This window comes from Bacillus timonensis (genome assembly GCF_000285535.1).
Taxonomy (GTDB): Bacteria; Bacillota; Bacilli; order Bacillales; family Bacillaceae_L; genus Ferdinandcohnia; species Ferdinandcohnia timonensis.
In genome coordinates, this window is the sequence record NZ_HE610986.1 from 969,585 (window position 1) to 992,234 (window position 22,650).

Annotated in this window: 26 protein-coding genes; 13 read left to right on the top strand and 13 right to left on the bottom strand. The window is 39.9% G+C overall.

The window, feature by feature from the left end:
* Positions 1-215 precede the first annotated feature (215 nt).
* Positions 216-2,285 (top strand): transglycosylase domain-containing protein, encoded by a 2,070-nt coding sequence (locus BTHG_RS13405; RefSeq protein WP_010677244.1) that lies wholly within the window; start codon positions 216-218, stop codon positions 2,283-2,285.
* A 278-nt stretch (positions 2,286-2,563) separates the two neighbouring features.
* Here the strand turns inward: BTHG_RS13405 and BTHG_RS13410 are convergent, their stop codons facing one another.
* Positions 2,564-3,076 carry a YwhD family protein gene (locus tag BTHG_RS13410; protein WP_026021814.1) on the bottom strand — a complete coding sequence of 171 codons (513 nt, stop codon included), beginning with the start codon at positions 3,074-3,076 and terminating at the stop codon, positions 2,564-2,566.
* A gap of 57 nt (positions 3,077-3,133) precedes the next feature.
* Positions 3,134-3,814, bottom strand: a complete 681-nt coding sequence (locus tag BTHG_RS13415) for a site-2 protease family protein (protein WP_010677246.1) — start codon at positions 3,812-3,814, stop codon at positions 3,134-3,136.
* 363 nt (positions 3,815-4,177) lie between these two features.
* Here BTHG_RS13415 and BTHG_RS13420 point away from each other — a divergent pair, with 363 nt between their 5' ends.
* Together BTHG_RS13420 and BTHG_RS13425 are read left to right on the top strand one after the other, a co-directional pair.
* The gene (locus tag BTHG_RS13420) at positions 4,178-4,366 is read left to right on the top strand and encodes a 2-hydroxymuconate tautomerase (RefSeq protein ID WP_010677247.1); all 189 of its coding nucleotides are present in this window, start codon (positions 4,178-4,180) and stop codon (positions 4,364-4,366) included.
* Positions 4,367-4,752: 386 nt separating this feature from the next.
* Positions 4,753-6,054, top strand: a complete 1,302-nt coding sequence (locus BTHG_RS13425) for an NCS2 family permease (RefSeq protein WP_010677248.1) — start codon at positions 4,753-4,755, stop codon at positions 6,052-6,054.
* Between the two features lie 38 nt (positions 6,055-6,092).
* Here the strand turns inward: BTHG_RS13425 and BTHG_RS13430 are convergent, their stop codons facing one another.
* The 3 genes from BTHG_RS13430 to BTHG_RS13440 form a co-directional block, all read right to left on the bottom strand.
* On the bottom strand, positions 6,093-6,599 hold the full coding sequence (locus BTHG_RS13430; protein ID WP_010677249.1) for a YwgA family protein: 507 nt from the start codon (positions 6,597-6,599) through the stop codon (positions 6,093-6,095).
* Between the two features lie 25 nt (positions 6,600-6,624).
* On the bottom strand, positions 6,625-7,923 hold the full coding sequence (locus tag BTHG_RS13435) for an HD domain-containing protein (RefSeq protein WP_010677250.1): 1,299 nt from the start codon (positions 7,921-7,923) through the stop codon (positions 6,625-6,627).
* A 211-nt stretch (positions 7,924-8,134) separates the two neighbouring features.
* The gene (locus tag BTHG_RS13440; RefSeq protein WP_010677251.1) at positions 8,135-8,362 is read right to left on the bottom strand and encodes a DUF1450 domain-containing protein; all 228 of its coding nucleotides are present in this window, start codon (positions 8,360-8,362) and stop codon (positions 8,135-8,137) included.
* A gap of 300 nt (positions 8,363-8,662) precedes the next feature.
* Here BTHG_RS13440 and BTHG_RS13445 point away from each other — a divergent pair, with 300 nt between their 5' ends.
* Entirely contained in the window at positions 8,663-9,355 is a 693-nt protein-coding gene (locus tag BTHG_RS13445; protein ID WP_010677252.1) for an RsfA family transcriptional regulator, read from the top strand.
* A 68-nt stretch (positions 9,356-9,423) separates the two neighbouring features.
* Here the strand turns inward: BTHG_RS13445 and BTHG_RS13450 are convergent, their stop codons facing one another.
* The 4 genes from BTHG_RS13450 to BTHG_RS13465 form a co-directional block, all read right to left on the bottom strand.
* Complete coding sequence (locus BTHG_RS13450) at positions 9,424-10,983, bottom strand: ABC transporter permease subunit (protein WP_010677253.1); 1,560 nt, start codon at positions 10,981-10,983, stop codon at positions 9,424-9,426.
* Positions 10,984-10,998: 15 nt separating this feature from the next.
* Entirely contained in the window at positions 10,999-12,018 is a 1,020-nt protein-coding gene (locus tag BTHG_RS24990) for an ABC transporter permease subunit (protein WP_010677254.1), read from the bottom strand.
* 361 nt (positions 12,019-12,379) lie between these two features.
* Positions 12,380-13,213 carry a lipoate--protein ligase family protein gene (locus BTHG_RS13460; protein WP_187370785.1) on the bottom strand — a complete coding sequence of 278 codons (834 nt, stop codon included), beginning with the start codon at positions 13,211-13,213 and terminating at the stop codon, positions 12,380-12,382.
* A gap of 85 nt (positions 13,214-13,298) precedes the next feature.
* A complete protein-coding gene (locus BTHG_RS13465; protein ID WP_010677256.1) occupies positions 13,299-13,838 on the bottom strand; it encodes a CarD family transcriptional regulator in 540 nt (179 codons plus the stop codon).
* A 140-nt stretch (positions 13,839-13,978) separates the two neighbouring features.
* On the opposite strand from BTHG_RS13465, the gene BTHG_RS13470 reads away from it, so the two are divergent.
* Positions 13,979-14,407, top strand: coding sequence for a MarR family winged helix-turn-helix transcriptional regulator (locus BTHG_RS13470; protein WP_010677257.1), 429 nt, complete (start codon positions 13,979-13,981; stop codon positions 14,405-14,407).
* Positions 14,408-14,542: 135 nt separating this feature from the next.
* On the opposite strand, the gene pta is transcribed toward BTHG_RS13470, so the two are convergent.
* Positions 14,543-15,514 (bottom strand): phosphate acetyltransferase, encoded by a 972-nt coding sequence (gene pta, locus BTHG_RS13475; protein WP_010677258.1) that lies wholly within the window; start codon positions 15,512-15,514, stop codon positions 14,543-14,545.
* Positions 15,515-15,813: 299 nt separating this feature from the next.
* Between pta and hemQ the strand changes: the two genes are divergently transcribed.
* The 3 genes from hemQ (at position 15,814) to gerQ (ending at position 17,835) form a co-directional block, all read left to right on the top strand.
* Complete coding sequence (gene hemQ / locus BTHG_RS13480) at positions 15,814-16,566, top strand: hydrogen peroxide-dependent heme synthase (protein ID WP_010677259.1); 753 nt, start codon at positions 15,814-15,816, stop codon at positions 16,564-16,566.
* A gap of 308 nt (positions 16,567-16,874) precedes the next feature.
* Positions 16,875-17,297, top strand: coding sequence for a cell wall hydrolase (locus BTHG_RS13485; protein ID WP_010677260.1), 423 nt, complete (start codon positions 16,875-16,877; stop codon positions 17,295-17,297).
* A gap of 52 nt (positions 17,298-17,349) precedes the next feature.
* Positions 17,350-17,835, top strand: a complete 486-nt coding sequence (gene gerQ, locus BTHG_RS13490; protein WP_010677261.1) for a spore coat protein GerQ — start codon at positions 17,350-17,352, stop codon at positions 17,833-17,835.
* A gap of 39 nt (positions 17,836-17,874) precedes the next feature.
* Here gerQ and BTHG_RS13495 read toward each other — a convergent pair whose 3' ends face one another.
* The gene (locus BTHG_RS13495; protein ID WP_010677262.1) at positions 17,875-18,246 is read right to left on the bottom strand and encodes a DUF423 domain-containing protein; all 372 of its coding nucleotides are present in this window, start codon (positions 18,244-18,246) and stop codon (positions 17,875-17,877) included.
* A gap of 79 nt (positions 18,247-18,325) precedes the next feature.
* Here BTHG_RS13495 and pxpB point away from each other — a divergent pair, with 79 nt between their 5' ends.
* Genes pxpB through BTHG_RS13510 form a run of 3 tightly spaced genes read left to right on the top strand, consistent with a single transcriptional unit; the run spans position 18,326 to position 20,734 of the window.
* Positions 18,326-19,048 carry a 5-oxoprolinase subunit PxpB gene (pxpB, locus tag BTHG_RS13500; protein ID WP_010677263.1) on the top strand — a complete coding sequence of 241 codons (723 nt, stop codon included), beginning with the start codon at positions 18,326-18,328 and terminating at the stop codon, positions 19,046-19,048.
* Positions 19,035-19,793: a 5-oxoprolinase subunit PxpA gene (locus BTHG_RS13505; RefSeq protein WP_010677264.1), complete on the top strand. Its 759-nt coding sequence runs from the start codon at positions 19,035-19,037 to the stop codon at positions 19,791-19,793. The genes pxpB and BTHG_RS13505 overlap by 14 nt, the downstream gene beginning before the upstream one ends.
* 5 nt (positions 19,794-19,798) lie before the next feature.
* Positions 19,799-20,734: a 5-oxoprolinase subunit C family protein gene (locus BTHG_RS13510; protein WP_010677265.1), complete on the top strand. Its 936-nt coding sequence runs from the start codon at positions 19,799-19,801 to the stop codon at positions 20,732-20,734.
* A 197-nt stretch (positions 20,735-20,931) separates the two neighbouring features.
* Here BTHG_RS13510 and BTHG_RS13515 read toward each other — a convergent pair whose 3' ends face one another.
* Positions 20,932-21,225, bottom strand: a complete 294-nt coding sequence (locus tag BTHG_RS13515) for a YwdI family protein (protein WP_010677266.1) — start codon at positions 21,223-21,225, stop codon at positions 20,932-20,934.
* A 411-nt stretch (positions 21,226-21,636) separates the two neighbouring features.
* Positions 21,637-21,915 carry an HU family DNA-binding protein gene (locus BTHG_RS13525; RefSeq protein WP_010677267.1) on the bottom strand — a complete coding sequence of 93 codons (279 nt, stop codon included), beginning with the start codon at positions 21,913-21,915 and terminating at the stop codon, positions 21,637-21,639.
* A gap of 266 nt (positions 21,916-22,181) precedes the next feature.
* Here BTHG_RS13525 and BTHG_RS13530 point away from each other — a divergent pair, with 266 nt between their 5' ends.
* Together BTHG_RS13530 and BTHG_RS26840 are read left to right on the top strand one after the other, a co-directional pair.
* On the top strand, positions 22,182-22,457 hold the full coding sequence (locus BTHG_RS13530) for an alpha/beta-type small acid-soluble spore protein (protein WP_010677268.1): 276 nt from the start codon (positions 22,182-22,184) through the stop codon (positions 22,455-22,457).
* 17 nt (positions 22,458-22,474) lie between these two features.
* On the top strand, positions 22,475-22,618 hold the full coding sequence (locus BTHG_RS26840) for a hypothetical protein (protein ID WP_157256210.1): 144 nt from the start codon (positions 22,475-22,477) through the stop codon (positions 22,616-22,618).
* Positions 22,619-22,650: the final 32 nt, after the last annotated feature.

Below are 22,650 nucleotides of genomic sequence, written 5' to 3' on the forward strand. Positions count from 1 at the left end.
GTTGATTGGATTTGCCTTGGCGTGTGGTTCACTGCTTCCGGATTTCTCTCAACCTCAAAAAGTATAGATGAATCTAGTAAAAATGCAAGAAAATTTTTCATCTTTTAGCAAATAAATGTTTAAAACAAGCCAATTCTTTTCATACTGATTGATATATGCCTGCGATAAATAGCTCTATATGAGGCGTTTAAATAGAAAAAAGGGAGGTGAACTCTGTGGAGATAATTACAAATGATCGATTAAAGACTGCCATAAAAATCATGCGCGCCCTTTTATTCATTGGCTTAATTGGCTGTACCCTGGTAGCTGTCGGAATTCTAGGTGTGCTTGCTTATGCGAAAACACAGGGGGCACCTCCTCTTGCGGTCCCTTTGTCGACCTTGTTTTATGCAGAAGACGGCACTTTAATTGGGGAAGAACGCCATCAAGGAGAAACACGTTATTGGGTGTCCCTCGACGATATATCAGAGGACGTCATTGATGCCACTGTATCAATTGAAGACCGGGATTTTTTTGACCATCACGGGTTTGACTATAAGCGGATAGGCGGCGCAATTCTTGCGGACATAAAAGCCATGGCAAAGGTGCAAGGGGCGAGTACGATTACCCAGCAATACGCTCGGAATCTATTTTTAGAGCATGAAAAAACATGGAATCGAAAACTAACCGAAGCCCTGTATACCATTCGACTTGAACTTAATTATTCGAAAAAAGAGATTCTTGAAGGGTATTTAAACACAATCTATTACGGACATGGTGTATACGGAATTGAAGCTGCTGCGAATTACTATTTTGGAAAAAGCGCGAGTGACCTATCACTTGCAGAAGCCTCAATGCTTGCCGGCATTCCAAAAGGTCCAACACATTATTCACCATTCGTAAATGAGGAAAAAGCAAAACAGCGTCAATCTGTTGTTCTCCATTCCATGGTAGAGAATGGCGTCATCTCAAAAAAGATTGCTGAAAAAGCGCAAACTGAAGAACTCACTTTTACCGGAAACAAAATAGTTGGTCGAGAAGACTCCGCTCCATACTTTCAGGATGTTGTGAAAAAGGAACTCTACTCAAAACTAAAGCTTGATCAAAAAACAATTGAAACGGGCGGCTTACGGGTTTACACCACACTTGACCCAGAGCTTCAGAAAATTGCGGAGGAAAAAACGAATAACTTTATAAAGGAAGATTCCACCATTCAACTAGGCTTTGTCGCAATGGACCCGAAAAACGGGGAAGTTCGAGCACTAATTGGTGGACGAAATTATGAAGAAAGCCCCTATAATCGGGCAACCCAAGCAAAACGCCAACCAGGTTCAACTTTCAAACCATTTTTATATTATGCAGCGCTTGAAAAAGGCTACACGCCTTCGACACCTATTCGAAGTGAACTAACGACATTTTCGTATGACGACAATCGCTCAACATACACACCACGAAATTATAAAAATTACTATGCGAACGACTCGATTACGTTAGCTCAAGCAATTGCTTTGTCTGACAATGTGTACGCTGTAAAAACCCATCTTTTCCTAGGGGACGGTGAGCTTGTCGACACTGCGAAAAAAGTAGGTATTACGAGCAAACTAAAGGACGTTCCTTCCCTCGCATTAGGTACATCCGGTGTGAGTGTGCTAGAAATGGTCAACGCTTACGCCACGATTGATAATGGCGGAATGTATCACACGCCCATTTTTATCACGAGAGTTGAAAACTACAAGGGTGAGGTCATCTATGAAAATACCCCAAAGCCAAAAAAGGTACTTGATGAAGATCTTGCGTTTGTGACAACACAACTTATGACAGGTATGTTTGATGAAAAATTAAATGATTATACGTCTGTAACAGGAACAACAATAAGCAACAAGCTCACGCGTTTTTATGCCGGGAAGTCAGGTTCGACCGACACGGATAGCTGGATGATTGGATTTACTCCACAACTTGTCGCTGGGATTTGGACGGGTTATGACAAAAATGAACCAATAACAATTGTTGCGGAAAAACGAGTTGCAAAAAACATATGGGCCGAATTCATGGAAGAAGCACATCAGGATATTGCACCAACCCCTTTTAAACCAACTGAAGGAGTTGTTGGCGTTTATGTCAATCCTGACACAGGTTTGCTGCCAACCAAGGATTGCCCTGTTTCAAGGTTGACTTATTATAAAAAAGGAACAGAGCCAACTGAATATTGTTCAAAAAATACAGAAGACGTGAAGAAGGAAAAACCAAAGAAAGATGAAGAGAAAGAAAAGAAAGGTTTCTTTAAACGGATTTTTGACTGGTTTTAATATGAACTTACATGAAGAACGAGTGCCGTAAACCTTGATTGTGTAAATCTGCAACTATATGCATGCTTGATTTGACTTCGCATGCAAGTTGAGTTGATTTTTGTCGCGTTTGAGAAGATTACAATAAAAAAGCGAAACCCCCAGGCTGTGTAGGTCCTGGGGGTTTCTATGTCCTAGTTTCAATGTGTGTACATTGTAAATTTAGTGTACTTTATTTTATTAAAAAAGCTCAAGCTTTCCTTGCTTTGTTCACCAAAATGTCACAATTAGAACGTTTTTTACTCTACGTTTAATCCTCTTTTTAGCTCATCACTTGAATTATCCCAAATTTCCTTATTGTGATTGATTAAGAAATCGGCTAGTAGTTTTTTTGATTTGTCGTCCATAAAGTCGACCATAATATGACGCTTTAACGATTTGTCCATTTTGTTGACATGCTCTGGTAAGGATTTATAGCCACGGCGAATCGAGCGGTCAACCGTCATTTCACAAGCTGTCACACCCGCATAATAAGGTCCTTCTTCCCTGCGGTCAATCGTTACCCAAACAAGCCAATACGGTTTTCCGTTAGGTACATCCTCTTTATTCGGAAGAAATTTAATTCCTTTTTCAACGACACTTCTTGCGTGCATCGCACCGACATCAACGAACACATCTTCAGCTTCTATATCAACGAAAACAGGTGAAATGTTTTCAAGGCTGAGCGCCCCAATCCCATATCCCTTATGACCATCTGTTGGATCGTTTTTAATGATATTAAAGGCAACTTTTTTCTTATTTTGATCCACCATAAATCCACCTTTCCCTTTTCTACATTACTAATCATTTTACCACATCAATGGCCGATTTTATAATTGCAGGATTGGCCTAAAAATCGCAACCAACACTCCCGTAATCGAATAAACCCCATTATAAAGGAAAGGGTATAAAAACCGATCCCCGAGGGGTGTAATGACCAATACTAAAAAGAGCACAATTCCAAGTCCCTCATACTGGGTAAGTTTTGGTCGAACCCTTGCTGGTACAAGGTCTTCAATGATACGATACCCATCTAGCGGCGGAAACGGCAATAAGTTAAAAATGAAAAGCACAATGTTAAGCCGAACAAATAAGTTGAAGAACGTTTCAAAACCTTCACCCAAATTTCCTGGCATTGCAGCAAATACACCAACACGAATAAGGATGATATAAATGAGCAAAGCTAGTGCTGCTACAAGTAGGTTACTAAGTGGTCCTGCTACCGAAACAAGAATCCCGGCAAGCCTTGGCTTTTTAAAATGAAATCGATTCACAGGGACAGGGCGCGCCCATCCAAATCCTGCTAGGAAAATAAGAATCGTACCAAATGGATCTAAATGCGCGATTGGGTTTAACGTCAATCTTCCTTGTCGTTTCGCTGTATCATCACCAAACTTATATGCCACATAGGCATGCGCAAATTCGTGCACCGTAAACGCAACCAACAATGTGATAACCACATACGGTATTAAAGTTAAATCAAATGCTAAAAAACCACTTAATTGTTCCACCAAATTTCCCCTTTTTCTAGAAAAGTTATTATTTTCAGTATACAATACATTTAAACCATTGTTCAAAAAGAAGGTAGAAGAGGACCACGTCGACAAAACGCCAAGTCCTGTGGAATTGTCGACACTAGCTCGTCCTGTGCGTCGAAAGTTCAAGGCGGCGCAGTTTTGAGTTTGCGGAACGTATGAAGTTAATACGTGAGCACAAGCTAATGCTTCTAAGAATCGGCATCGCACGAAGGAAAAGTGTTTTCCTTTTCCGAGGAATGAAAAAGCAAGCCAACGAGAAATTCGATGTGTCATATTCACCCGAATTTTTGAACATCCTTTAAAGCTTAAGAAATTCATAGATTGGAGAGATTAATTGTGCCATACGTAACAGTAAAAATGCTAGAAGGACGCACTGAAGAACAAAAAAAGGCGCTCGTTGAAAAAGTAACAGCTGCTGTTTCCGAAACAACAGGTGCACCAGATGAGAAAATTGTAGTTTTCATTGAGGAAATGACAAAAAATCATTATGCAGTCGGTGGCAAACGTTTAAGCGACCAAGAGTAGAATGTGTGAAACCCGTGGTGAATATGCCACGGGTTTTACTATAGAAAAAACATTTCACTTTTTAGCTTTTTTCAGTTCATTCATTTGGGTGGTTCCCCAGCCCACCATTCTGAATCATAAGTTTTGCGCCTTTTAATGTCTCCTCCTAAAAATTTTATAATTTAGAATGAACGATTTAGGCTTTTCTAATACTAGTTTTGACCACATTTAAAATAACTCGTATGATACATTTTCGCATTGAATATAATACCCACAATTTTCCACCCCAATATACACCCAATTAAGGGGAAACTAACCGAAAATAAATTTAACTTGCAGCCGAAAACAAAAACGAATATTATAGAAAAGGATTTTTAAATCGTTCGCCTTTTGGAGGTACGCAAACTATGTTTAAATTATCAGAGCTTAATACGAATGTAAAAAAGGAAGTACTTGCAGGGATTACAACCTTTCTAACAATGGTGTATGTTGTCGTTGTGAACCCAGTTATTCTATCAGATGCGGGTGTTCCCTTTCAGCAAGTATTTTTAGCAACCATTATCGCAACGGTTGTTGGAACGCTTTGGATGGCGCTTTTTGCAAATTATCCAATTGCCATTGCTCCAGGAATGGGGTTAAATGCCTTTTTTGCCTATTCCGTTGTTGGTGCAAATGAAAACATCACATACGAGACTGCATTCGCCGCAGTATTTGTGGCTGGAATCATCTTTGTCATTTTATCGTTAACACCGTTTCGTGAAAAATTAATTGAGGCGATTCCACCAAACTTAAAGCATGGGATTACCGCTGGAATTGGTTTATTTATTGCATTTATTGGCTTGCGTCTTACGGGAATTATTACTGCACACCCAACAAATTTAGTGACACTTGGTAATCTCCATTCACCATCTGTACTTTTAGCACTTGTTGGGTTAGCAATCACTCTCATTCTCTTGGCACGTAATATTAATGGTGCGTTATTTTTCGGAATGATCATTACAGGCATTATCGCTTATCTCACAGGTCAACTTGAGTTTAAAGAGGGATTCGTTAATACGCCTTCTCTTCCTGAAGGTTTAATCATCGCGAATCCATTGACTGCAATAGGTGATGTGATTCAATACGGGCTGTACGCTGTTGTCTTCTCCTTTTTACTTGTTACGATATTTGATACTACCGGAACGATGATTGGGGTTGCTGAGCAAGCAGGGCTTATGAAAGGAAATGTCATGCCGCGTGCAAGACAAGCATTACTTGCTGACTCAATAGGTACAACGGTTGGAGCGATGTTTGGGACAAGTCCAACGAGTGCGTATATTGAGTCTTCAACAGGTGTTGCTGCTGGTGGCCGAACGGGTCTTACCTCAGTAACAGTATCCATTCTTTTTATTCTAGCCGCCTTTTTTGGACCATTAGTGAGTGCTGTATCTGGGATTGCAGCAATTACCGCACCAACATTAATTATTGTTGGATCCTTAATGATGGGAAGTATTAAGGATATTAGATGGAATGAAATTGATGAAGCCTTTCCTGCATTCTTAATCATCTTAAGCATGCCACTTACATCAAGTATTGCTACAGGTATTGCATTAGGTTTTATCTCATACCCGCTTATGAAGGTTGTCAGAGGGAAATGGAGAGAAGTTCATCCGCTCGTTTATCTGTTCGCAGTACTGTTTTTCTACCAACTTGCTTTTTTACCTCACTAAAAACAAAAAACTCGGCAGACAATCCTGCCGAGTTTCTTTTAATGCTTTACGAGATTGCGAAGTGAATCGATGTACTGATAAGCCTCTTCCACTTCTTCATCTGTGTAGCGTTGTTTTGCTTTTAAGGTAAATACCTTTTCTTTTACTTCTTCTTTTTCAAGTCCATCAAAGTATAAAACGGTGGACACAAGCTCTAAAAAGCGTGCACTTTGGCTATTCAAAGCTTGCATGCAATCATCTAGTGGAGGCATGTCCAACTGGTAATGACTTAAAAACTGCTCACCTTTTTCAGTAAGTGAGTAGCGATACTGGTAATATCCGCCCTTTTTCTCTTTTACCTCATCTAAAAACCCAAGATTACAAAGCTCCTCAATACGTAATGTAAGCTCCTCTGAGTATGGTCCGTAAAAATGGAAGTTGTACTTTTCGTAAAACGGATAGTCCACCTTTTTGGCGATATAAATCATTTTTTGCAGCTTTTTCCGGCCTGTAATTTCCCCTGCAGCAGCGAATGCCTTCATTACTTTTGCATGTTCTGTTAACAAAACCCCTTCATCTCCTCACCAAACTTTATATACCCAATACTTCTTTTATTTTCTGTTTCTCGTTATTTGCATCTGGTAGTTTTTCTATCATATCTTGTGGAAAATAAAGCTTATGGTCTGTTCGCCTTTTACCCGAAATCGCATCTACAATTTCAGACTGCCTGGATAACTCACGAATCTCTCCATTTGGCATTAATAGGTTAATTGGAAGTCGTTCCTCTTCTTCACCTGGCCGATAAAAATCATAAGGTAAATCAGATGATGAATCGACCACTAAATAATAATTTGGGTCAATCCCTGCTTCCTCAAAAAGCGTTCTAAGCTCCATCATTTTCATCATTTGCTCACTTGGGTCGAACTCGACATATTTAAACAAATTACGATTAAGGAAACGACGACAAAGGTCGCTTAAAATCGCATCGTCCTCGTCCTGCCAAACTTGAAAATAGAAGAAAATAATCGATTCATCAAGTTTCACATAGTCCTTCAATGTCAACTTATCTTCAAAAATGGAAACAAAATGGACAGGTTCCGTTTGAAACGAATAATTCTCCTTGTATAACTGTTTTGCGCGATGGAGGATTTTCGTTAAAATAACCTCTGAGCTCCGCGTAACAGGGTGGAAATATACCTGCCAATACATTTGGTAACGGCTCATGATATAGTCTTCAACCGCATGCATTCCACTGCTTTTAAAAACAACCTGGTCTTCCTGGGGCCTCATGACACGCAAAATCCGCTCCATGTCAAAATTTCCATAACTAACGCCTGTATAATACGCATCACGCAACAGATAGTCCATACGGTCGGCATCAATTTGACTGGAGATGAGACTGACAACTAATTTATTTTTATACGTTTTCGCAATCACTTCGGCTACCTTTTTCGGAAAGTCATTTCCGACTTGTTTTAGCACAGAATTTACTTCCGTGTCGCCGACAATAATTGCTTGTGTAAATTCTTCATGATCAAAATGGAATACTTTTTCAAATGAATGTGAAAATGGTCCGTGGCCTAGATCGTGTAGGAGTGCTGCACATAAGCACAATAAACGTTCGTCTTCATTTAAAAATGGTTTTTCCCGAAACACATCATCGATAATTCTTCGAACAATTTCATAGACGCCTAACGAATGATTAAAACGACTATGCTCCGCCCCGTGAAAGGTAATATAGGTTGTTCCTAATTGGCGGATTCGACGAAGTCTTTGAAATTCTGATGTAGCGACGAGTTCCCAAATCACTCGATCCTGGACATGTACATAACTATGTACAGGGTCTTTAAAAACCTTTTCTTCACTCAATTTCCCATTGGAATTTGTCATGTATTCAACCTCTTCCATACTGGCATGCTATTATTATATCTATTTATCTTTGACAAAAAAACCTAAAATTCTCCATAAATCTGTTTTAACTACGTCGTATCAACGGTTGGAAAATTTTTCGACATGAATGAAAGTTTCGAGGAATGATTTGGAAACTCCTGCTTGGAGACAATAAAAAATCACCTTTTCTCTTTTTGAGAGAAAGGCGATATTAGTCCTTTTTCAACTTCTTTTCAACCTTTTCAATTAATTCATCTTCTGTTGGAGCTGATACTGGACGATTGTTGACAAAAGCGAATGATTTTTTTCTTCCTGGGCCACAGTAAGATTGGCAGCCAATTTCAATTGTCGCCTCACCATCGACTTCTTTTAAGCGTGGCACTAAAGTTTTAATATTGGTTGCTTGGCAATCATCACAAATGCGAAACTCGTTTGCCATATTGCGTACAATCCCTTCTTGAAATAATCTATATCTTTTTTTATATAATTTTAAGTATATTACCGATTCCTATTAGTAAAAATCACTACAGGGTATTTTACCCCCTCCAGAATTGCTTTGCAAGGGAAAGGAATAATTTTCAAAAAATCTCCACAAGTACGAGTTTGCGATATTGAAATAGTTTTAACGTAAATAAATCTATTATCCTTTTATGATTTTGGTATAAAGTTTGAATCTATTGACCAATATATGTAATAACCTAACGCAAATTTAAACATGTATATTGGGAGATGAATAAATATGAAAGAAAGACAAGACGCTTGGACAGAGGAAAATGACCTCTTATTAGCTGAAACTGTATTAAAACACGTTAGAGAAGGAAGCACACAATTAAACGCATTTGAGGAAGTTGGTGACAGATTAAACCGCACGTCTGCTGCTTGTGGATTCCGTTGGAACGCAGTTGTTCGCCATGACTATGAAAAGGACTTACAACTCGCAAAAAAGCACCGCAAACAACGTCAGCGTGCACTCGGTAAAAATCAACCAGTGAAAAAGCAACTTTTGTATACACCACCAACTCCAAGTCTTGAAGAATTTGCAGAAGAGTTACCGCTCTTCCCATCTGAATCTACAACCGTTCGTCAAGAGGTTAGGATACCACAGTATTCTTCTGTTAGACCTACGATGACGATTGATTCTGTCATTTCTTTTCTTCAATCCATGAGCAATTCAAGTCTCGGAATTGAAACTTTGAAATCCGAGAATGAGAGATTGAAAAAAGAAAAGAATGAGATACTTCGCAAAAATGAAGAACTAGAAAAGAAAATTGCCCAGCTTGAACAAAGCTCACAAAACATCCAGGAAGACTACGAAACCTTAATGAAAATCATGAACCGTGCAAGAAAACTAGTCTTATTTGAAGAGGAAGAACGCCCAGCTACTTCTTTTAAAATGGACCGTAATGGTAATTTGGAGAAACTGGCTGAATAAAAGCCTCCTTATGAAAATAACCCCCAGTTGTCTGTTTTTCTAAAGACAATACGGGGGTTTTCGTTTTTTTACCTATGGCCTATTTCAATTCTTACTTCATCTATTTTATTTTCTAGTGTCTTTTGGAAGGTGAGCGCTATTTTCCCTATATCCATTGGTGCTACAACGGAATAACTTTCCTCCATGAGATTGCTAGAAAGATTATAGATATACCCACTGTCCGTTTGTTTTTCCTCGTTTACTGTGAAATCTACCGGCAAATGCTCCTGAAGTAATGCAAATGCCTCTTCAACTGAAGGTACAGGTTCCTTAAATGTGATTTTCGGTTGTTCACAGCGCTCCGCACCTATCGACCTGCAAAATAGTATGAGACTATCTGTTTCATATTCCCGGTCTGAGATTTTTGTCATGTGTTGCTCGAGAAATGAAAGCTCGTCATAATGGCCACCCTTATGTGTTGTCGCTACTGTTGTAGGCACAAACTTTCCATCGACACTTTCATACCTTCCATCTACAACAAAGTCAGGAAGTTCAATCTCCGGAACCTCATCCTCAACAGGATCTGCTACATCTGTTGCTTTCTTTTCAATGCCATTTATACTAACCACACCAACTATAACCACAAACACAACTAGTGTCATAGCTCCCACCTTTTTGCTAGCTATAAACACTTCTCCTACCCGTTCAACAATACTAAGCACACCCCTACTTTTCCCACTCGATATACGTCTTTCAAATAACTTCCTAAACCCTTCGCTTAACAATTGGAATGTTAGCAAAAGCAATGTAAGAGCAATCGCTGGGAACAACGGAATCCACACTGCTTTCATAACCTCAAAACGTGCAGCAGACAATAATCCAGGCCAGTCAAAAAGTCCAGTTTCTGAAAAATAGCCAGATTCGTCCTGGAAGACCCCTCCTCCAGGTATATAGTCAATCGCATGCTCAATAAAGTATTGAAACAAAGCAAGCTGCCCAAGAAGTAATGTTACACGGGCTAAATCATTAAAAAACTGCACAACTAAGCTTTGCGAAACCATGGGCAGATAGTGCATGACTGATAATTGAAACGGAGTACTTCCCACTGTCACACTCGCTTGCACAAACTCTTTTTGAGAAACCTCATACATTTCATGGGCAAAAATATAACTGACTCGCCCAACCTCAATGAGTGCAAGTAGAAGAACCTTCCAGTAAACTCCATTATCAATGTCCTCAACCGGGACTATTTCCAATAATAATATCGCGGCAATAATCGTTGGAATACTTCCAAACAAAGAGTACCAACCATTCGACACCAAATAGGCAATTCCTTTTTTCGTGGAAGCCAAAAATGCCATTGGTATTGCTATCAAATACCGAATCAAGGTGATTAACACAATGATTTTTAGCGTGTCCTTGGCACCGAGGATAAGCATACTTAAAATATCCCTAGCTTCGCGGTCAGTCCCGAGAGGATCCTTTTTAGAAGGTGGAAAAGGAGCTCTTCCGATTTCACCACCTTCGTAAAACCTCATTCTATGCTCGGGAGGAGTGTGCTCAATAAATGGTAAATGTGGTCCAACAAAACTGATAAATAACATCAATCCAAATAGAACGAGACCTGTCCATAGCGACCAATTTTTCATTAACACCCCTCCTCCCTAATGACCTGGCTTTAAGTACGAAATAATGAAAAGGACAAAGAACCAAATAATAAAATACTGAAAAATCACTTTGGTTATCTGTTTCCAAATATTGCGTTTCTCAACATCGTATTTATTTTGCAAAACCACAGATATGATTTGAGTAATGAATAGAAGCATGACAAAGCAGAATGAAATCTCTACAATTAACCCTATTTCCGGAAATTGCGCAAACGGCTGATTCTCAGGTTTTTTTAAATCTAGCCGTTTGATTGACACCATCATCCGCCAAGCCGCACCCTTATACTCCATCAACCATTCGACGATGAATAGATTTGAAACCACATACGTCATGACGACGCCAAGATGCTGGAAGATTGAGCGAAAGCATTTTTTTAAAATATGCTTATGAATGACAAACCTTCCGGGGAGCCCCTTCGCGCGTGCATACTGGATGTACATTTCTCCATCTTCCTTTGCTAAGGCTGTGAAGGTGATTCTAGCAAAATACATCATTGGGTAAAGTGACACGAGAAACCCAGGTAAAAGGAAATTAAACCATTTGTCATGGCCAAAGAAGTCAATAAATTGAAAATGGATGAGGATAATCCATTGCAACACTATAATCATAAAAAAGTCTGGTAGAGAATTAAGGAAAGAGGTTACTCCAGTTCCTAAAAAGTTCAAGTATGTAGAACGATTTCGATAATCAAAAATCCCCTTGATGATTCCTAACGTAACCGCTAACAAAAAGGAAGTTGCAATCGCTGATAAACTTCTTGGAAAATATTCAAGAACGAGCTCTTCATACGGCTCCTTGTTCCTCGTTTGACCAAGACTACCCTCCGCTTGTACATGACCAATAAATTGTTTTATTGTATCCAAACTGTCGGAAACAGGGAGCATTGTTTTTAATGTAGTAAAAAAGTTTGAAACATCCCCATCTCCTAAAAAATAGGCTATTCCCAGGACAACAAAGCCGAAGTAGAGAATAGAAACCACATCTCGCCCACTTAACACTTTTACTTTTTTAAGCAACCAAAGCCCCCCCTTGTCCGACTACTCTTTTGTAATAAAGAGGCAAACCAGAAATATCATGTCTTATTTGTAATTTTTGGAAAGCCCCGTAATATATGACGTATTGAACAATGCAAAGGTTTCAAAGATGAGGTAATAAGTGGTACTTTCGAAGTTGGATAGTAAGGTGCAATTTTTATGAGACAGAAGTGTCCACTAGTTCAATGTAAGTACAAATAATGAAGAAACAGTGCATTTCAGGTCCACCACAAAAGAAGGGCACCACCCGGGTTTGTGAAGAAAACTCGGATAGTGCCCCTATTTTTCTGACAATTGGAGCCAGGAGAACCGTCCCCGTGGTCCCCCCGTGGTCCCTGAATCCTTATAATGCCTTTTCATTTCGGTCATGCACACGTGCTAGGTTTTGTTCAAATAGTGGCATTTCTTCTTTGGTTAGTTGTGAAGCGAAGATATGGTCGCCTTTGTTTTTTAGTGTTTGAAGTAGTAGTAGCATGACGGTTTGTACGGTTAGGTTTGGGTCAATCAATTCTGCCAATGAAGCCATTGTTTCTGGTTTTACATCTGGATAAACGAATTTCGTTTCGGCACCTTGTAATCCCACTTCGTAAAATCGGCGAATAAGTTCTGCTCGCTCTGACCCGCTTCCAGTCACACCTAAATAGACTTGCACAGCGACACCTTTACGAAGTCGACGCTGGGAAATCCCCGCAAATTTTTTCCCGTTTATGCTTAAATCATAGCTTCCTGGACAATACGAGCCGACAACCTCTTGCGCCACGATGTCGACCTCATATCCCTCAAACATGTTTCGAATGAGCTCAAGCATTGTATCATAGCCGCGATTGATATCTATCCCTTTTTCCGTCTCGGGAAAAATAAGTGATAGGTTCAGTACTCCCTCATCGAGTACCACTGCTAGTCCACCTGAGTTTCTTACAATGACTCGATAGCCCATTGACTCAAGGTACTCAACGCCTTCATCTAGAAAGGGTAATTTTGTATCTTGAATGCCTAAGACTATCGTTTGATGATGGACCCACGTCCGTGCTGTAGCTGGTGATTCCCCTTTTCCCACAAACGCACAAAGCGTATCATCTATCGCAAACGACTGTAATGCATCAAATTGATAACCAAGACTCGACTGATCAATAATCCTCCAGCTTGGCTGATGTAAAAGACTTTCGGTCATAACCATGCTCCTATTGTATAAAAGTACGAAAAGATGTAAATTCCAAAAAAACCAGGCAATGCCTGGTTCCAATACCGTCCCTATTTTACCTTTAATTTACGTAATTTGCTACCTCATGACGTGAGGTTTTGTTCATTTTATAGGTAACCATTCGATTAATTTTTTTCGTAATAGCCTCAACCGTCGTATCCAAAGTGATGGCCAGCTCTTTAAACAATATTTTTTGAATGTAAAGAAGCAGTCTACGGTCATGTTCCGATAATTTTTTATCGTTCATTTCAAGTTCTTGTTTTTTACATAACAATGTATTAAGAACTTTTGATACTTCCTCCCTATCCCCAGATGAAACTATTGCAGAATAGGTTTTGTGACGTTCCGATCCATTGTCAATCCACTGAATTCCCGGTAACTTAAACGACTCTAAAATCTCCTCAGATTCCCTTTTACCAATGATTCCTTGCATCAAAATCCGATCATTATCTACTGGGTTTTGAATCGTTAACGTGCTATCCTCGATTGGGTGCATAATATAATAATTTCGTGTTACTCCAGAAAATGTTTTCTCACATATATCATCTATTTGGCAAATTCCCATATTTGAATAAATCACAAGATCCCCTTTGTTAAACATATACCATGCTCCTATTCAATGGATTGTCAACTTAGTTGACTATATTCATCATACACCAAATTTCACAAAACGTCAACTTAGTTGACAATAGAAGACGCATTTTGTATAGTTATTGCGATTACAAATCTGGAAGTGAAACTATGAACCAAAATCTAAAACATTTAGATTTACTAGACTCATTGAGTGAAAGACATAATCAACTACGAAGCTTGGCTGAAACGTTATGGAACGAAACAAGTACAATCCCCATTTCAAACTCTGAATGGTACATCATGTCACGCATCTATAAAAAGCAACCAACAATTGCGTATGTATCAAAGAACGTAGACATTTCAAGACAGGCTACTCATAAATTCATTAAAAACTTGAGAGCAAAAGGGCTAGTCAATGTAATGAATGCTGAACATAACAAAAAGGAAAAATGCATTGAACTTACCCCGCTAGGAGTCGAATGCTATGAGAAAAATGAGTCATTAAAAGTAACAATTGAGAAGCAAATCGCAGAAAAAATCGGAGAAGAACAAGTTGAGCTGCTTAAAAAAGTATTAAAAATGGATTGGGGAATATAATAATTGGGGTCTAGGCCCGAGGTTGAAGATTTACTGCCACTTTTTTTAGAAATACTGTCACTAATCCTAATTTACTGCCAATACCTTAAATACACTAAAAAATGGCCATGTTCCCGACATGGCCATTTCTCATGATTACAATGCTTGTGCTGCTGTAATTAAAGCAAGCTTATATACATCCTCTGCGTTACATCCGCGTGAGAGATCGTTTACTGGCTGATTTAAGCCTTGTAAAATAGGTCCAACTGCCTCAAAGTTTCCTAGGCGTTGTGCGATTTTATATCCGATATTACCCGCTTCAAGGCTAGGGAATACAAATACATTCGCGTCACCTTTGATGATGGAATCGGGAGCTTTTTTCTTTGCAACAGATGGAACAAATGCCGCATCAAATTGGAACTCTCCGTCCAACACTAAAGCTGGATTCATTTCTTTTGCAAGCTTAACCGCTTCTACTACCTTTTCTGTTTCAGGAGACTTTGCAGAACCCTTTGTTGAGAAGCTTAACATTGCCACTCTTGGCTCAATATCAAACATATCTGCAGTATTAGCACTCTCAATGGCAATCTCCGCTAAGTCCTGGCTGTCTGGTGCAATATTGATTGCGCAATCAGCAAAGACATACTTCTCATCTTCGCGAACCATAATGAACACACCAGAAGTCTTTTTTACACCTTGCTTTGTTTTAATAATTTGAAGTGCAGGGCGAACTGTATCTGCAGTTGAATGAGCTGCTCCGCTCACTAATCCATGTGCCTTGCCAGTATAAACAAGCATTGTTCCAAAATAGTTTTCATCTTTTAGAATCTTACGGGCATCCTCTTCAGTCGCTTTTCCTTTGCGTCGTTCTACAAAAGAAGCAACAAGCTGTTCAAATTCTGGGTATGAATCAGCATCATAGATTTCTACACCTTCTAGTGAAACACCTAGTTCATTTGCTTTACTTTCAACCGCTGACTTTTCTCCAATTACAACTGGTACAAGTACTTTTTCACTCGCTAAACGGCTGACCGCTGTTAAAATACGCTCATCTAATCCTTCTGGAAACACAATTTTCATGTCTTTTCCAGATACCTTTTCTTTTAATTGAGTAAATAAATCGCTCATGTAAAATCCTCCTTGCACATCAATAGAAATGCGTTTTATGTAAGATGGGCATCATTACCCCTGCAAAACTGCCAACCATAAGGATACGGCTTTTTTTACAAAATGAAAACCAAAATGCCTCAAAAATCCTGTGACAGTATTATGACACTATCTTCAATTTTCCCAACAACCTGACAAATTACTCATCCTCCCTTTTGTTCACAAAATTGCCTTGGGTTTAATCACTTGGCTGTAGGGAAAACTATGATATAGTAGTGGTTGAATATACATATTTATATGAAATACAAGGAGTGATAGCAATGGCTGAAGCAGCACAAACGCTTGATGGTTGGTATTGCCTTCATGATTTTCGCTCAATTGATTGGACATCTTGGAAAACTCTTTCAAGTGATGAGCGTCAAGCAGCAATTCATGAATTTCTTGGTCTAGTGGAAAAATGGAACAAGACACAAACAGAGCAGCAAGGAAGTCATGCATTATACACAATTGTTGGTCAAAAGGCTGATTTCATGATGATGATCCTTCGTCCAACTATGGAAGAATTGAACGAAATCGAAAACGAATTCAATAAAACGAAACTTGCTGAATACACAATCCCTACATATTCATATGTATCCGTTGTTGAATTAAGTAACTACGTGGCAGGGGAAAGCAAAGAGGATCCATATCAAAATCCTTACGTACGTGGACGCTTATATCCAACTCTACCAAAGAACAAATATGTGTGCTTCTATCCAATGGACAAGCGTCGTGAAGGCAATGACAACTGGTATATGCTTTCAATGGAAGAGCGAAAAGAACTTATGCGTAGCCATGGTATGATTGGCCGTCAATATGCAGGCATCGTCAAACAAATCATTACAGGCTCTGTTGGTTTTGATGATTACGAATGGGGCGTAACACTATTCTCTGACGATGTGCTTCAATTCAAAAAGCTTGTCTATGAAATGCGTTTTGATGAAGTGAGTGCTCGTTACGGCGAATTCGGAGCATTCTTCGTAGGAAACATTTTAACAGAAGAAAAAATCCCACAATTTTTACACATTAACTAAGAAAAGCGGAAGGCGCGCGGCCTTAGGCGACAAGCATAAGACAAGCGCTGACAGAAGATTGGCTAGACCAGAGAGCCGATAGCGCCTTGATCTAGACAACTAAGAAAAGAGAGGGCTCCCTCTCTTTTTTTTCATCCATATTCATAATCCTTTTTCCTCGCTCATACAATTCAATGATGAATCTCATAAAACGTCCTAGTCAACATTCCCATAAAATAATCGAAAAGTAGGAACCCATTTTTCACCTCTACAATAAGTTAGTAAAGAGGCTTTTACCATTTGTCTTCTTTAGTAAGTGAGGTGAGAAGATGGCAGTAGTTCCGCATACTGAGGCAGATGTAAAGTTGTTAGCAAGACTGTTGCGTGCTGAGGCTGAAGGCGAAGGTAAGCAAGGCATGCTATTAGTCGGTAATGTTGGGGTAAACCGCACGAGATCGCGTTGCTTGGACTTTAAAGATATTAACTCCATTCGAAAAATGGTCTTTCAAAGTCCCGGTGGCTTTGAAGCAACCCAAAAAGGCTATTTCTACCAGGCTGCTCGACCAACTGAGATTGCACTTGCACGAAGGGTACTAAAGGGGGAAAGATTCCACCCTGCTAGGTTTTCCTTATGGTTTTTTGAACCGTCAGGAAACTGTCCGGCACAATGGTTTAACCAGTGGAACGTAGGAAGGTTTAAAGCACACTGCTTCTACCAACCTACACGAGAGGATTGTCCTGACGTATTCTAAACATTCACCGTTTTAGAAAGAGATTAAAAACATAATCTGAGGAGGGCTTACATTGAGTAATGACAATCAACAAATGCAAAATCCCTATGCTGCTTACGGGTATAACCCACAGAGCTATGAACAGTTTGGAGGCTACTATGATCCACGCCAATTCGGATTTACCAATCCGTATCAGCAGCAACAAGCAGGCTTTCAGGTACCACAAACGCCTACTTTCGCTCAAACGGGTGGAATGACGCAAAATGTACCAGGTATGCTTCCACTTGAAGAATCTTATATCGAAAACATTCTTCGTTTGAACAAAGGAAAGCTAGCGACTGTATACATGGGCTTTGATAATACCAACCAACAAAAGGTATTCAAAGGTTTAATTGAAGCCGCAGGACGTGACCACCTTATTTTGAGTGATCCACAAACAGGCATGCGCTACTTACTGTTAATGGTTTACTTACAATATGTAACATTTGATGAAGAAATCGAATATCAATATCCATTGGGTGGCGGAGGCCAAGGCCTCGTATCTTATCCACCTAGATAAACAAGAAAGGAGTGTCCACGGGACGCTCCTTTTTGCATGCTATACATGTTTAATTGCAGCCACCATCAATAAGACCCAGCCAAGTAAAAAGGCTACACCACCAAGTGGTGTAATAGCACCCAGGATTTTAATTCCAGATACACTTAAAACGTACAAGCTTCCTGAGAATAAAATGATCCCAACGAACAAGCTCCAGCCGGCTATCGTAATGAGACTTACTTGTGAGAACTTGTCTGCTAAAAATGCCACAACAAACAAGCCAATTGCATGAAACATTTGATATTGAACCGCTGTGTTCCAGGTTTTTAAATATTTCTCCGTAATTTTACCTTCTAATCCATGCGCTCCAAACGCACCAAGCGCAACCGCCAAAAATGCGTTAATCGCACCCAATATTAAAAATAGTTTCATTTTCGTTCCCATCCTTTTTGAAAATTCCTATTTTATTTTACCATATTCATTATAAGATAGTAGTAAGAGGTGATATGTTATGGACTTTGATATTTTACCAGTTGGAGACATGGCCTTGCAGATTTTTTTCAAAGCGCCCATTTCTGAAACCTTGCAGAGCCAAATCCAACAAACCACAAAACAAATTGAAAAAAGGAAGATACAAGGGGTTATCGAACTTGTCCCGGCTTTTCAATCCATCACCGTTTACTATAATCCAAATCTTACTTCCTATAAAAATCTTTCGTTACATGTTTTTGAGATTTGCCAAAAAAGGCTGGCAGAAGGAACGTCCTCTTCAAAAAAGGTTATTTTCATTCCAACTTGTTATGATGGTGAGGATCTAGAAAATGTAGCGCGTAGGAATGGACTATCAACTGAAGAGGTCATTTCCATACATAGTAGTGTCGACTATCTCATTTATATGATTGGCTTTTTACCGGGCTTTCCATATTTAAAAGGATTGCCAAAAAAGCTTACAACACCACGTCTTTCAAATCCACGATTAAAAGTACCAAAGGGGTCGGTGGGCATCGGCGGTGACCAAACAGGGATATACCCTCTTGAGTCGCCGGGAGGCTGGAATCTTATCGGACGAACCCCGGTACCCTTGTTCACTCCAGCAAGTAGTGAACCTTTTTTACTTAAAGCAGGGGACTTCTTGCGATTTATGCCAGTCTCAACTGAAGAATATAGAGAAATTGAAAATCTAGTAAAAGATAATGTATATAAGGTCGAGGTGAAAGAAATTGAAAAGTATTGATTTAAACTGTGACTTAGGTGAAAGCTTTGGTGCTTACTCAATCGGGAATGACGAGCAGATTCTCTCCTTTATTTCAAGCGCAAATATTGCTTGCGGGTTTCACGCAGGGGACCCACGCGTCATGAATCAAACCGTCCAGCTTGCGAAAAAATACGGTGTTGCCATCGGCGCACACCCCGGCTTCCAGGACCTAATTGGGTTTGGCAGGAGGGCGATGGCTGTATCACCGTCCGAAATCTATGATCTCATTCTATACCAAATCGGCGCAATTTCTGCCTTTTGCCAGGCTCATGATGTGAAGCTCTCACACGTAAAGCCACATGGAGCCCTTTATAATATGGCTGCTGTCGACACAAGCCTTGGAGAGGCCATTGCAAGGGCAATCGCTCATTTTGACCCAACACTAGCATTATATGGACTTTCCGGTAGCAAGCTGATAGAAGCCGGAGAAATACATGGACTAAAAACTATTTCTGAAGTATTCGCCGACCGAACCTATCAATCTGACGGCACATTAACTCCGAGGACTCAACCAAACGCTATTATTCACAACAGTGGTGATGCTATTAAACAAGTCCTGCAAATGGTAAAAGAACAAACCGTCCAAACAACAACTAGCGAAATCATTCCAATCAAAGCTCAATCCATCTGCGTTCACGGCGACAATGAACATGCCCTCAAATTCGTACAAGAATTAAGACAGGCACTAAGCAATGAAGGCATTCAAATTAAGGCAATTAGGTGATGAAAATGGGACAACCACTTTTTACCGTACTTAAAAAAGGACTCTATACCACCTTTCAGGACTTAGGCCGGTATGGCTACCAACAATTTGGCGTTGTCACCAGTGGGGTAATGGACTCATTTTCGAGCCAGCTTGCGAATATTCTTGTCGGTAATCCGAGGGGAGAGGCTGTGCTCGAAATTACTATGCTAGGACCGAAAGTACGAGTAGAAGCAGATGAAATGACAATTGCTGTTTGTGGGGCCGACTTAAGCATGACCGTGAACGGAAACAAAGCACCATTATGGAAATCTTTTGTCGTGAAAAAAGGGGATTTGATTACGTTTGGGAAACCAGTGACCGGTACCCGCGCATATTTAGCGGTTGCTGGAAGTTTTCAGATTGAGACTATCCTTGGAAGTAAATCATTCTACGCAAAGGCAAACTTTGGAACGGAAGTCAAAGAAGGTGACACTATTTACGGCCACGTACGAACGAATCAGAAAAAAATCGGTCTTTCTCGTCATCTAATCCCACGTTTTGCAAAAGACGTAATCGTTCGGACCATTCCAGGTCCCCATGAAGATTACTTTACAGAAGAAGCAAACGAACAATTTTTCACAGATTGTTTTCAAGCCGTCCAAGGGGATCGAATGGGCTATCGATTAAGAGGAACAAAACCATTACAGCATAAAGAAAAAGCCGAGATTGCATCTGATGCCATCCCGCTTGGTGGAATCCAGGTACCAAGTAACGGCGAACCTATCATCCTGTTAGCGGACCGGCAGACAACCGGGGGCTATCCGCGAATCGCGACCGTCATTTCCGTCGATATGTATAAAATTGCCCAGCTGCCACCGGGTGGAACGATTCAATTTGAGCGCTGCACTATCGAAACTGCGCATCAACACTATAAAAAAAGAGAAATCCTTCTCCAGAACCTCAAACACCCCCAAGGCTAGGTGCCGTTGGGGGTGTTTTTAGCTTGGGCTCATTTTTCTCTTTGAAGATATAGGACATGATTCCGAATTTACGGGACACTACACTCTATATTTAGGACATTCACATGATTTTATGGGACATGAATGCAATGATATGGGACACAACTTTCAATATTTGGGACATAACCAGTAAAATACAAAAAAAGGAGACTCTCTAGTTAAAAATCAAATAAAGAGTCTCCATTAGCATCGTCTTCTTCTAATTTCGTTGTGTTTTGAATAGTTGTCGGTTGTTGTTGCATCTTTGGAATCGGCTGCACACTCTGTGGGAATGGCTGCACTGGCACAGACGCAACTCGTTTTACCTCAACCGGCGCTTCATCCAGGACGAGGTCACATAGAGTTCGAATTGCCATTAACCGCTCTCTAATCTTTTGTTCGCTACCTTCACTCTTTGCCGACTGCAATTCTTGCTGCATTTTATCTAAAATCTTGTTCAAAGATATATTCACTAAAGTCACTCCTATGCTCGAATATCTACGTTGTAGGAAGGCCGTTGTTGGTTTCTCATTTGTTTTTCCTCAAACTTCATACAATCCGTCCCCGAGGATTTAAACACCGTAATTGAAGGAATGGCTTGCGTTTTAAAATTAAAGGCACGACAGCCGCGAGGAAACTTCGGATCCCATGTGGTATAAAAGTGTTTGCATTTTAAACAATTGATTTTCTTTTGCATCCCTTCACTACCTTTTCAATCGATACTTCTATTTTCCCACGAGCAAAGGGGGTGCGTCAAACTCTCATTTTAACAATCTAGCACTACGTATAAGGGCCTTTTACAACCGGTTGCACACTTAGACCTCAAAGTACGAAAAAACCCCTCAGATCGTCTCTGAGGGGCATTTACGCAGAGTTTATGTAAATTACTTACCAGCAACTGCGTCTTTAAGAGCTTTACCTGGTTTGAATGCAGGTACTTTGCTAGCTGCGATTTCGATTTCTTCACCAGTTTGTGGGTTACGGCCTTTACGAGCTGCACGTTCACGAACTTCGAAGTTACCGAATCCGATTAATTGTACTTTATCTCCGCTACTTAATGCATTTTGAACAGCTTCAAATACTGCGTCAACAGCTTTTGTTGCATCCTTTTTAGATAGTTCTGCACTTTCAGCAACTGCACTGATTAGTTCTGTTTTGTTCATTGTTAAATTCTCCTCTCCAAATAAACACATATTCTTTTTACCACTTTTTTCATAGGTTCGCAAGATTTAAAGCTAAAATATCCTATTAAACTGGTGGTATAAGCTATTACATCACTAGATTAGCCAAAAAACAAGCATTTAAAACCAAAAACCTGATTTTCACGTGAAATTTTTTTAAAAAACATTGTTACTACCAAGTTTTACCGAAATTCTAGTTTTTATTCAAGGGAATACTATAAAAAATGAATATGAAAGGAGAGTTCCGAATGGCTCGAAGAAAACGTCGACCACTAATACCGGAAGCAAGAGAAGAACTTGATCAGCTAAAAGCAAACGTGATGCGGAAACAAGGTTATAAGACAGATCCAGCCAACCCTGACAATGTAAAATATGAAGTAGCAAAAGAATTAGGGATTCCGCTTACGAACGATTACAACGGAAACCTCACATCCAAGCAAGCAGGTAAAGTAGGCGGAAATATCGGTGGTAATATGGTCAAAGAAATGATTCGAATGGCACAGGAAAACTTAAACAAACGTTAGTAAGGGAGGGCTGCTAGATGTCTACTAAGAAAAACCTTGTCGGCCAATCAAATCATAGCCAATACAAGGTTGCTAAGGGCCCAAAGGCAAGAGAATCTGGCTATGAAGCAAGCTATGAGTACACATCTGGGAATGAAGTAGGGGAGTCAGAAAAGAAATAACGTTAATAACCCCTATGTCTCAACCAGACATA